Origin of the sequence: Sodaliphilus sp., from assembly GCF_045598405.1 — a bacterium.
Classification (GTDB): domain Bacteria; phylum Bacteroidota; class Bacteroidia; order Bacteroidales; family Muribaculaceae; genus Sodaliphilus; species Sodaliphilus limicaballi.
Genome location: NZ_JAZLLZ010000115.1, coordinates 1 through 12,510, shown reverse-complemented (window position 1 = coordinate 12,510; position 12,510 = coordinate 1). Strand labels below are relative to the sequence as shown.

Annotated in this window: 6 protein-coding genes; all 6 read right to left on the bottom strand. The window is 52.1% G+C overall.

Annotated elements, in window-relative coordinates:
* On the bottom strand, positions 1 to 1,339 hold a 1,339-nt coding region (locus ACKI3C_RS08110), incomplete at its 3' end, for a hypothetical protein (RefSeq protein ID WP_407403861.1).
* Positions 1,340 to 1,371: 32 nt separating this feature from the next.
* Positions 1,372 to 3,945 (bottom strand): family 10 glycosylhydrolase, encoded by a 2,574-nt coding sequence (locus ACKI3C_RS08105; protein ID WP_407403859.1) that lies wholly within the window; start codon positions 3,943 to 3,945, stop codon positions 1,372 to 1,374.
* A 371-nt stretch (positions 3,946 to 4,316) separates the two neighbouring features.
* A complete protein-coding gene (locus tag ACKI3C_RS08100) occupies positions 4,317 to 6,050 on the bottom strand; it encodes a PKD domain-containing protein (RefSeq protein WP_407403857.1) in 1,734 nt (577 codons plus the stop codon).
* 11 nt (positions 6,051 to 6,061) lie between these two features.
* Positions 6,062 to 7,105, bottom strand: a complete 1,044-nt coding sequence (locus tag ACKI3C_RS08095) for a hypothetical protein (protein WP_407403855.1) — start codon at positions 7,103 to 7,105, stop codon at positions 6,062 to 6,064.
* A 37-nt stretch (positions 7,106 to 7,142) separates the two neighbouring features.
* A complete protein-coding gene (locus tag ACKI3C_RS08090; RefSeq protein WP_407403853.1) occupies positions 7,143 to 9,035 on the bottom strand; it encodes a SusD/RagB family nutrient-binding outer membrane lipoprotein in 1,893 nt (630 codons plus the stop codon).
* A gap of 12 nt (positions 9,036 to 9,047) precedes the next feature.
* Positions 9,048 to 12,143 (bottom strand): SusC/RagA family TonB-linked outer membrane protein, encoded by a 3,096-nt coding sequence (locus ACKI3C_RS08085; RefSeq protein ID WP_407403851.1) that lies wholly within the window; start codon positions 12,141 to 12,143, stop codon positions 9,048 to 9,050.
* Positions 12,144 to 12,510 lie beyond the last annotated feature (367 nt).

Sequence of the window (12,510 nt, the reverse complement as noted above, 5' to 3'; positions counted from 1 at the left end):
CGTTGTACTTGTCGGCAGTGTCTTTGCCCAGGATGACGTTGATGAGGATGTTAGCATCGTTGATGTCAACTGCGCCGTCGCCGTTCACGTCGCCGGGAACAGCGGGATCGGGAGTGTCGCCACCCACGTTCTTGCCAATCTTATAGACAGCCATACCGTTGAAAGCCTTGAAGGTTAACAGAGTCACAACCTCGTTGCCCTGCTCGTCGAGAGATTTCTCATAGCTCAAGCAATGAATGCGGAGACCAGAGTCAGAGACCTTGCCCATCGAGTCGGCGGGGCATTGCCAGCGCATGTCGAGACCACCGAGCGACAGTTCCTCGTCGGTAAACTCACAGATATAAGCTTGGCAGCCATTGCCGTCCTTGTCATACTGTCCCTTGGGATAAGCCAAGAAATGACGACCGTCAACGGTGAATTCAAGCACACCATTAGCATTCTTGTCGTGCTGCTTAACGCTATCGTCGGCATACTCGAAGGTGTCGATGAGCGAACCGTCCTTGGTGTAGAGCACGGGGTCGCGGCCGAAGCAGTCGATGTAGAACAGCTCGGCATCGTACATAGTCTCTTCGTCCTCGCCCAGAACGATTTTCACTACGGGAGCGAGAGAGAATCCAGTGCAAGTCTCGGGATAGAACTCGGTGAAGTCAATGTAGGTGTCGCCTTCGAAGCCGCCTTCCCAGCCGTCAACGTCGAGTTCGCCCTGCTCCTGTGTCCAGCAGTAAACAGTAGCGTAACCGGGGTCGGCACCCGAACCTGCAACGGTCATGATGGTACACTTGGCCTCCTGCAATGTGATGTCGCCCACGAGGTCAAGGTAGTCGGTGCGCTGTGAAGCGTCGCCCTTGTCGAGGTTACCCATGTGAGTGAGTTCGCCAGACTCTGTGTCAACCAAATAGATGGGTATAAAAGTGAGCGTGGGGCTGGTCATGGGGGCTACCCAAATGTGACCGAAGTTGTCCTTGCCAATGCTGGCCACACCCAGGAAGGCGCTGTAAGGCTTGCCGTTAAGAGTCAAGGGGAGATCCTCGAGCATTGAGCCGTCCTTAACAGCAAAACGGTGAATGACAGATTGAGCCACCGTGTCGGTGCCTACAATAACAGATTTCTCCTCGCTGCGAGCTACATAAATCACGTCACCATTCAGCACCGCGGTGCGAGCACGCTGGTTACAGATGGGATTGTCCACATAGGCTTTGCCCACATGAACACGGTCAAAAATCCACTGGTTGGCAATCTTGATGCCATCATACTCGGCATAGGTTTGACCATCGGTCACAGCCCATGATTGTGCCACTGCCATGATAGCAACAGCGGCTGTAAGTAAGAATTTCTTCATAGTTAGTTTTTGTTTAAATGGTTAATATCCTATTATTTGCCTAGAATAATGTTAATCACCATGTTGGCATCGGCCACGTCGATGCTGCCGTTGCCGTCCACGTCGAGGTTGCCCACGGCAGGCTTGCCCAGGATGGCGTTGATGAGGATGTTGGCGTCATTGATGTCAACCACCCCGTCGCCGTTCACGTCGCCAGGCATTGCCTCGGTGTAAACAAACGAGTGCACCGGGGAGTAGTCGGTGTACTGCGCCGTTGCGCCAGTAGCCACGGTGTTGTAGGCATAACGTGCACGCACGTAGTAGGTCTTGCCAGGGGTGAGTTTGCCCACACCGTTGATGTCGCCCAGTCGTGGTGAGTCAAACACACCGGGATCGAGCTTGCCTTTGTAAGACGAGCGAGCGGGGAACGAAGTGCTGCTTGCAATGTCCACTTGCAGGCTTGTGGCGCCTTCCTCTGGCTTGAAGCTGATTATCGATGAGGGGAAACGCATCTCACCGTCGGCATTCATGTTGAGGTACTGCGGCACAGCGGGGATAACCTCCACAGTGCGGAACGACGACACATCGCTAGTGGCAGTGACACCGCCCATCGTGACAGTGACGCGCACATAGTAGGTGGTGGCACCTCCCAGCATGTAGCGCGGTATGGTGATGCGGGGTTCCTTGCTATCGACAGCCATGTGGGTTGTCGCCATCGATGAGAGTGTGGAGATGTCGAAGTGATAGAGAGCGTCGCCATTGACGTCAGAGCATGAGATGGTGGGCGTTAATTCCACATCCACTGCCCCCGTCGCGGGAACGGTGACTTTGAGGCGCTCCACGGTGAACGACTGCACAGGGCTAGAACTGTCGGTCATGTTGAGACCGCGGGCAATCACACGCCAGTAGTATTTGCCCGGAGCGATGCCAGAGAGCGTGCTGAGCTGCACGCGGGTGGAATCGAGCTGCACATTGGCAACAATCTGATTCATAGTTTCGTCGCTAGCCAGCTGCAAAGTGTAGGTGCACGCAGGGTTGTCGCATTGCCAACTCATCATGGCGAGTTCGGGAATTGTAGCGTCCTGAGCGGGGAACACGAGCTGCGGAGCCGGAGCGGGCGTCACCTGAGCGCCAGCCACGACGGGAGCATACTCATTCTCCCAGCGGTCGAGGATAGTGACAGCATAGCGGTGCCCCTCGCGTTTCTTGGGAGGTATAACCTGCACGTTGCCGTAACTCATGTCGATCATGTACTCGGGCTGACACTGGAAGTGCGAGTCGGGCACGCTATCGGGGATAGCATAAGCCACGTAGCGCACGTTGTCCACAGCGTCCCAGCGAAGCGAGTCGCCATCGACACGCAGGTTGGTCACCGTGCCGTAGTGGACGGGAGGCTGCACCCAAGTGACCGCGGGATTGAGCGAGCGGTATTTATACACATTCTGCAACAAGTAGTGGCGCAGGGCTTGTCCCTTGCCGTCAATCTTGCCGCTGAGCATGCGCCATGTCATATACTTGAAATAAACGGTGCCATAGACGCCGTTAGTCATCGAGTTGCGCAAGATGAGCACCTGGTTGAGATACTCGTCCAGCCCCCAACCGTCTTTCACGCCCTCAACAGCATAGCTGCTGATGTAAACGTGGCGGTTGAATTTCTTGCCTATCTTGCCCCACCATCCAGTCACTTCGTCGTAGTTTCCTGCGGTGTTCCAATAGACCTGCGGAGCGAGGAAATCGACCGTGCCACGGCTTATCCACGCCATAGGGTCGCTATAAATCTGATTATACTGCCAGTCGGTGCCTGGGCTGGGGTCCACACCATATTTCTGCGCCACCGAGGCCGCCGAGCAAGCGACTCCAGCGGGCCCTATGCCAAATCGCACCCAGGGTTTTGTTGCCTTGACCATGTTATTGACATCGGCAACCATCTGGTTCACGTTCTCGCGGCGCCAGTCGGCTTGCGACAGTGTTCCCCCACCCTGCTTGTAGGCATTGTAGAGGTCGGCATCAAGAGCCATGGGCGCACCGTCCTGGTTATAGAAGTAGTCGTCAAAGACCAGTCCATCAACATCATACTTGGTGATGATGTCCTTGCACACATCAACGATGCGCTGGCGCACCTCGGGCAAGCCAGGATTGAGCACGGTCTCGTAGTCGTCTTGCATGAGCCACTCAGGATGAGTGTGCACATAATCCATTTCGCTCTGCCCCCACTGGTGCCCCTTGGGCGAATAACGATAGGGGTTAACCCATGCATACACCTCGATGCCACGCTTGTGAGCTTCATTAACAAGAAGTTCGAAGGGGTCAAAATAGGGAGCCTTGCCACGAGTGCCCGAGACATAGCTAGACCAGGGCTCGTAGGCCGAGTTATACATAGCGTCGCACATGGCACGCACATGGTAGTAAATGGCGTTCATGTGGTTCACGTGCAGCGTGTCGAGCATTTTCTCGCAAGCTGCCCGCATGGTGTTGGCATTTTTCTCGGTGATAGCGCCCGAGGGCCAGTCACTCACGTAGCTCGATGCCCACACAGCGCGTTGCTCGCGCTTGACGGGCGTGAACACCTGTGCCACGACAGCCATTGCAATTACTACAGAAAAAATTAAAGTAAATATTCTCCTCATAGGCTATGGAGTTTCTAGAAAATCTAGAATTAAAAAAATAATTTAAGTTTCGGATGTTAAATACCATTTCGGTATCACCATTTTGTTCCGATTAGCGTCCTGCTGGACGCAATGCTTCTTGCATTTCTCCCCCCCCCACCGCCACTGCAAATGTTGGCAAAGGTTCGCTATCCGTGGCACCGGCTTCGCCGACTTACCGCTGCTCACTTTGCCGAGCTCGCTTCGCTCGGTTCGGCGGTGGGGGTTATTCAGATATTGTCCTTCCGGACAATAAATCAGCAACAATTACATTAACATGCGAAACTTGAAATATTAAAAAAGCAGGGGCGCGCCGTAAGGTAGCAACGCCCCTGCTCTATTTTGATTAGTAATTAGAACAAGTTAGTCTTGCGGGGGTTGATACAAACGCCCAAAATCTTGTCCTTATTGCCGTTGTAGTTATATACCTTGCCGGTTGCAGGATCGAAGTAAGAAAGACCTGTTGTGTAAGTCTTCTCGCTTGTAGCAGCACGGAAGCCGAAGAATACGAAACCTGTTTCCTTGTCAACAGCAAACTGAGTGGTGTAAACACCCTCGGCATCGGTTGAGTTGATGGGGTCGGCATCCATCGAGATGTGCTTGATGAACTTGTCGTAGTCCAATCCCTCGTTGTCGCCAGGGATGGGATACTGGCAGAATCCCACGCCGGGAGTTGTTCCCTTACACATCCACACATACATGAATCCGCGGTCCTCGTCGAGAGTGAAAGCACGGGGCTGTGCAGTGGGAAGCACGATGGGGTGAGGAATGGGGATACCGGGGCCAGTCTTGCCGATGTCGTTAGCAGTGAAGCGGTAAACGCCGTTACCAGAGTAGTTCTTGGGCCACCAGAACATGCCTTTCTTGTCGATGTAAAGGCCAGTGTGGATAGCACCGTAAGCGATACCCTGACCGTAGTAAGACAACTGGTTGTTCACTACGAAGTAGTCCTTGGTGCTGTTGAAATTGGTGCTCTCGACCTCGCTGCGAGTTGACAGCGGTATGCTGCGGATACCGGTGTTACGGTCGGTATAGTAGAGGTTGTCACCATAAGCAAATCCCTGGAACGGGTCGTTGAACGCCTGCTGGCCAACGTTAGTGATCATGATGTTAACGCTCGATGCGTCGGCGTTCATCACGGTGATCTTGCCGTCACCCAGAGTGCTGTTCTCGTCGTTCACATAGTAGTACTGCTTACCGCAGTCGAGGATATAGACATTGTCTTGCTCCACAACAGAGCCGTCCTCGGTCTTCGACTTCTCGATAGCAAACACGAGGTTGGTGGGCATGTTACCAGAGTTGACACCCATGTCGAAGGGCTTGTTCTGGGTACCTGCGGGAAGCTGGCTCATGTCAACAAGCTTGTAGGCCTTGATGTTGCCACCGAGCTCGGCATAGTACAATGTGGGAGCGGGAATGCTTGAACCCACCTGCACGTTAACGTAAGAGTCGTCGAGACGACGGTTCTCGCCATTGATGTCAAACCACGTTTGGAGCTCAATCTTTTGTGAACCGATGTTGCTGAAAGTGAGCGCACCGGGATTGTCGATAGATCCGTCGGGGTGAGAATAGCCTTCGAAAGTGGTGAGCACCTTGCCGTCGGCATCCTTTGTTCCCTCGGGGAACTTCCAGATGTACTTGCACTCGAGGTTCTCGGGGTTGGGGAGTTCGATGTCGAGGTTAACCGAGACGTCATTGATAACCACAGTGGGAGCGCTCTGCTCCGTAACGCTGAGCACGGGAGTGATATCATAGATGAGCAACGGATAAGTGCGAGAGCCCACGCCATCGAGAGTAAGCTTAACCTGGTAGAGACCAGCCTGAGCATACTTGTGAGTGGGGTTGGCATCCTTCGAGGTAGAGCCATCGCCGAAGTCCCAAGTCACAGCACCAGTCTTAGAGGAAGTGTTGTTGAACTGGATGGTTGACACCACATAGAAGTCGAGGGTGTATTCATCGCCATCAACATTATAGGTAAAGTCCACATCCTTACCGGGGAAATTACCGTAAGAAGGCTCCTTGTCGACGCAAGCCGCCATAGCGAGCATCAGCAAAGCCAAAAGTCCTATATTTTTAAACAATTTCATAGTCACGAAGTTTAGTTAAGGGTGATTTCTTGGTTGTCACTAGTGATGCCCACCTTGCCGTCGGTGTCGTAAACACGGAAGTCAGGTTGCATGTAATAAGTGCGCGAGAAGCTCACTGCATAGTTCTTGTCGGCTGTGTTGTAAATCCAGTCGATGAAGGGGATTGAAGAGATGAGGTCCTTCCAGTAAGGCATGTACTCACGTCGCACGTTAGTAATCTTGCCACCGGTGTCATCGCTGTAACGGCACATGAGCCAAGGCGAAGACTTGTAGATCTCATACACATTAGCACCACTGGGAGCCAGGTCGGGAGTAGCGATTTCCTTGATTACGGTCACGCCACCCTCAACTACCTCATAGTAGTAGTGGTCAACAACGTCGGTAGTGAACCACGCGTCGCTCTTGTCGCCAGTCTCGGTAACAGTGGGGAACGACACGCCGTACTTGGCATTGAGTTCCTCAAACTTCTCGGCAGTGAAGTTGTAGTTGATGTAAACGTTGCGCAGGTCATTGTAGTAAACGCTGTCCTTGGTGAGCGCATTGACGATATACTCAACAAATTCCTCCTGGAAGCCAGCGGGGTAGTAAGAATCAAACTTCTCCTGATCCCACTCGCTGGGAGCATTCCACATGACAGGCGCGAGAGTGCGAGAAGTGGGGAACGAGTCGGCGAGCACATATTCGTGTCCGTCCCACTTAGCATCGCTGTGTTTATACTTCTGCATGCACTGTGACGAGCGCACGGTGTCGGTCAAAGAAACCGACTTGGTGTAAGACAACGAGCTGGTGAGTTTGCTAGTAGCCGAAGCCTCTTGCTTGCGGGTAATCATAGCCCAAGCCTCGCTGTGGTCAATCTGCTTCTCGTCCACAGTGTAGTACTGAGCCTTGAACGAAGCGTAGGAACCAGCCTTAACGAGCACCGAACCTTGCTCCCAAGCCACAGTGGGAAGCACCTGGCCTATCTCCATATTGTCGGCAAACGGGTCATGCACGGCACAAGAAGTGGAAACCGCAGCAATGAGCGCCAGCGAGCCTAAAATCTTATATAATTTCATAATATTAATGTACTTTAATTAATAACAGTTTCACTAATTACTCACCTGTGAGAGATTTAACCTCACCATACTTGTGAGACCAGATCATGGGTTCCTGGAGCCACTTGTAGTTCTTGTAAGCTCCCAGTCGCTGGAGTTCAGCACGGTTGTACTTCTCCTCGGTCTCGGGGTCGTAGTTGATGCGCTGGATCCAAGTGTTCTCCTTCTGATCCTCAGTGAGGCCGTCGATCCAGTAAGCAGCATAGAGGTTGTAGGGACGACGCAGAGTGGGATATACAATTTCCTTGGCGTCGCCAATACCGTAGTTATTGCGCTTGTTGCTGTAATGGTAACGGCGCATGTCGGTCCACTGCTCGGGCTGCAGGTACATGGCGATGTACTTCTGCTGCATGAGGTCGCTCAATGTGTATTCAGCGGGGTTGAAGAACCAGTGCTTGTTACCACGATCAGTAACCTTCTTAACGAGTGCGCTAGTACCCTTAGCGTTGAGCAGTTCCTCGTTGTTGAGGAATGCGTTAACGTCGGCATTCCAGTATTGAGCCTGGAGGAAGCCCACCTTGTTACCCTTGGCTACACCGGGATACTTGTTGTCAGTATCAGGCTTGTAGTTCTCGTTGGGATAGTTTTTGAAGAAGGCCTCGAGATGACGCTCGATGTTGTGCTCGGTAGCTTCCTTAGCAAGTCGGCAAGCCTCGGGTTTATTGTTCATCCAGTACAAAGCCTCGGCCTTGATGAAGTAAAGTTCCTCCATTGTGAACAAGGGGTTGTAGCCCGAAGTAGAACCAGCGTAAGCACCCATGTAGAGGTCGGGGTAGTTAGCCACCTTGAACGAAGTACCCATACCGATGTTATTCTCAAGGAAACGCATCTTGTCCTGTGAAGCAGGGTTAGAAGCAGTTTGAGGGCCAGTACGAGCAGTCATCAACAGAGCCACGCGGGGGTCGTTGGCATAAAGCATACGAGAGTCACCCAGACCGCACTTAATCTCGCTCTCGGGATCGTGCAGACCCATGAGGTCAACCATGAAGAATTTAGATGGAATAGCGTCGCCGAGCTTGTTGTCGCGAGACTCCCAAGAGTTGATCTTGGGCTGCGCGATACTCCACACAGCGTTCTGCTCGCCAGTACCGCCGCTGTAATTGTAACGAGGCTCGTTACCGAACCAATCGCCATACATCAGGTCGCCCTTGCGCCACTGCTTGATAGCGGCATCGGCAGCATCATAGATTTTCTGGCAAGTGGCGTGGCTCACGTCCACGTTGGGGATGTTGCGGAGCAGCAGACGAGCCTTCACTGCATAGACGAGACCTTTCCACTTCTCAAGGTCGCCGCCATAGATGCGGTCCTCCTTGAATGTGAGCTCCTGATTAGTAGAGCATTGAGCGATCTCGGGAGTCTCATACATCTTGATGAGCTCATCGGCCTCATGGAGCATCCAAGCATAGATAGAAGCCTGAGTGTCGTAAGAAGGTGCATTGCTCTGGTAAGCCTGGCTCAAAGGCATGTCGCCGAAAGCATCGGTAGTCAACTGAGTTGACATGAGCTTGATAGTGCGTGCGATGAGCTCGTAGTTGGGCGAATTGATTGCTTGTGAATTAGCCACAAGATTAACTGCATTCTTACCAATGTCATAGAAATGACGACGCCACATGGGGTGACGGTTCATGGTGAGCATTTCCCACTCGCTCTTATAAGAATAGGTACCCACCGAAGACTTAGCGGCAGTGGTGAACATCTGCGAGAAGTAAGCATAGTACTCAGAGTGGTCATAGACAACCTGACTTGAATAGAACACCAGCACTGGCAGACCCACCTTGGCATCGATAGAGTGAGCCTTATCGGGGTTCACGTTATCGTCCAGTTTATCTTCGCAACTGGTGGTCACGAGAGCCGCCAGCAGTAGAAGTGCTATAAATTTTATCTTATTCATAATGTAGTCCTTTTAGAATGTTGCTTTAAGAGTCACGTTGAAACTGCGTGTGCTGGGCACATTGTAGTTGTCGATGCCCATGCCACCTGTACCACCGGCTGTTGAAGCCAGGATTGAGGGATCGTTGCCTGTGTATTTGGTGAGCAGGAGCAGGTTGCGTCCTGTCACAGTGAGGCCGAGACCCTTAACAGGCCAAGTCTTCTTGAAGAAGGGAGTGAAGTCGTAATTGAGAGTAACATAACTCAAACGGATGTAAGAACCGTCCTCAATGAAGTTAGAAGAAACTGTGTTGAAGTACTTGGTGATGAAGTTGTAGTCAAGAATAACGGGAGTTGTGTTCTTAACGTAGGTTGTAGTTCCGTCCTCACCAGTAACAGCCTGAACGCCGTTGAAGATGATCTCGCGGTTGCGGTACTTGTCGAAGTGATGATCCATACCGTTGCCGATGAGGCCACGTCCGGTCACGTTGACAACGTCGCCACCACAGCGTCCGTCGAAGAGGAATGACAAAGTAGCATTCTTGTAGCGGAATGTAGAACCGAGACCGAGCAGGAACTTGGGTTCACGGTTACCGATGTAGATACCCTTAGCCGAGTCGATGATGGGATAACCATTGGCATCGCAAATCACGTTGCCCTGGGGATCACGGCTGTAGTCCTTACCAGAGATACCGGTAGTAGAACCACCGAGGCGAGCCACGGGGAAGATGTCGCCATACTGAGTACCTTGAATCTCAATCACGTCGTCGGGAAGGCTGAGCACCTTACCGCGGTTGAATGAGTAGTTCAACAGAGCAGTCCACTCGAAGTCATTGGTCTTGATGATGTCTTGGTTAAGAGTGAGCTCAAGACCGCGGTTCTCGATGGCACCCTCATTGCGGGTTTGGAGAATCATACCAGAAGCAGGCGAAACGCGTACTGTTACAATCTGGTTGTCAACGGTGGTTGAGTAGTAAGCGATATCGAGGCGAGTGCGGCTATTGAAGAAGCGCAGGTCGGCACCGATTTCCCATGTGCTGGTCATCTCGGGATGGAGGTCATAAGCACGTCCGATAGTGGGGTCAACACCATAACCGCCGTCGGGGAATGTAACCCACTGCTTGTAAGTATCGGTGAACAGATAAGCAGGACCGTCTTTACCTACCTTAGCCCAGTTACCGCGAATCTTACCATAGCTGAACCACTTGTTCTGGAGGTGGAAGAGCTCGCTGAAAATCACACCGGCAGTGATTGAGGGGTAGTTGTAAGAAGTCTCGGGAGCCTGTTTGAAGCGAGAAGAACCGTCGTGACGATAGGTTGCCGAGAGCTGAGCCATGCCCTTGTAGTCGAAGCGGAGCTCTCCGAAGTAACCATACTTGTCATACTGGCGGTGGTAGAGCGTGGGGTGATTGTCCTTCAAGAGGTCACCATCGTTGAAGTTGGTGTTCATGAAGCTATAATAGTCACCGCCCAGCTGGAAGTGCTCACCATAGATTGAAGCTTCCCAGCTGCTGCCTCTCTTGTACTCAGCACCAAAGAGAGCGTTGAAAGTGAAGTCCTCGGCAAAAGTCTTCTTATAAGTAACAAGACCCTGGAGGTTGATCATCTGTGACTGAGAGGGTTGGAAGCTGTAAGAGCCGTAGATGCTCTGGCTGCCACTCAATGCCTGGATGACCTTCTCGTCGTTGGGGTCACGCAAGTCACCGTCGTAGAGGCGGGGAATTGAGTAAGAATCATAAGAGCTGAAACTCTTGTCGTATCCCACGCGGCCAGTAATCACGAGGTCCTCGATGGGAGTGTAGCTAGCCTGACCGTTGAGCACAAAGTGGTTGCTCTTGGTGACAGACTTATCGTTGTAACGACCATAGTAGGGAGAAGCGCCGCAGTTGATGCGCTCAAGGTCGGTGAGTTCGTCCCAGTGGTCGTAGCGAGCACGCCAGTTTACATGACCCTCGAGAGTCTGATAGTCGGCCATGTTCTTGTTGATGCCCCAAGCATAGATTGATGACATTGAGTTGCCGAAACCGCGAGACTGGGTGTCGGTGAAGTTCATTGACAACTGGAAGTTAACCTGCTTGCTGGGGTTGAATGAGCTCTTCAGGAAAGCGATGAACTGTTTCTTGTAGTCCTTGGGGACGATACCCTCGCTGTCGAGGTAAGAAACCGAAGCATATGAGTTGAATTTCTCGGTACCGCCCGAGATTGAAGCGTCATACTTCTGCTGGATACCAGTGCCGAGGAAATTGCCCAGGTTGTTGTAAGTCTGCTCGCCAGGTTGGATATAGGGACCCCAACCGCCAGTTGAAGAGTTCTCCTTATACATACCCTTGCTACCGGGAGCGAAGAGGCTTTGCAGCTTGGGCACGCGCATAGCGTTGCTGATCTCCACGCTAGCCGAAGCAGTCACATTGAGCGTGCCGTCCTTAGCACCGCTCTTGGTGGTGATCATGATAACGCCGTTGGCAGCCTCCTGACCGTAAAGAGCCGAAGCAGCCGCACCCTTGAGCACTGACATACTCTCGATGTCGTTGGGGTTGATGTCGCCCAGCGAAGTTGCACTGCTGCTCTTCATAGCCACACCATCGACGATGATAAGAGGCTCATTGCTCTGTGAGTTGTTGACTGAAGAAATCGCGCGGATGATCACCTGGGTAGAAGAGTTGGGCGAACCACCACCGGTACCCACCTGCAAACCAGCCACCTTACCTTGCAGCGAGTTAGCAAAGTTGGCACTACCGCCGGCAGTGACCTGGTCGCTGTTGAGCTGCTGAACGGCGAAGTTCAGTTTCTTCTTTTCCTGAGTTTGACCCATCGCGGTCACAACAACCGCGTCAAGAACTTGGGCATCCTCCTTCATTTCGACATTGATAACTGATTTTCCGGCAGTTACCTTAATAGAAACAGGGACCATACCCACAAACGAGATGTCAAGGGTTTCACCGTCGTTGACATCGATCGAGTATTTTCCGTCGAAGTCGGTGGCTGTTCCCCTAGTCGTGCCATGCACCTGCACAGTAGCGCCGATAACCACGTCGCCGTCAGAAGCCTGTGTCACAACTCCGGTCACAGTGCGGGCATAACCCATCACCGCTAATACGGAAAACAACAGAAGCATTAACTGTTTTCTCATAAGTTTTTGGTTTTTATTTGTTTATGTTAATATTACCAAAAGCAACACGTGACCACACGGCATAATACCGCATAATCAGTTACAAACTTACACATTTTTTATTAAATAATGTGAACATGAATAGTTAAAAGTTCAACCGATTGTATTGATTTAATCATTATCTATATATTTTCAGTTTTATTAACACAGTTTCCTCTCGGGGAACTCGGGGAACTCGGGGATTTTTTTATAGACACTCCCGGCGGAGAACCGCCGGGCACGGGGGCTCTCTTGGGCGAAAGGAAGGCACGGTTAACTGCCAGCCAAGGGGCTTTCTTGGGGGAAAGGAAGGGAGGATGGCAGTGGCGGGGACTCTCCCGGCGGTGGA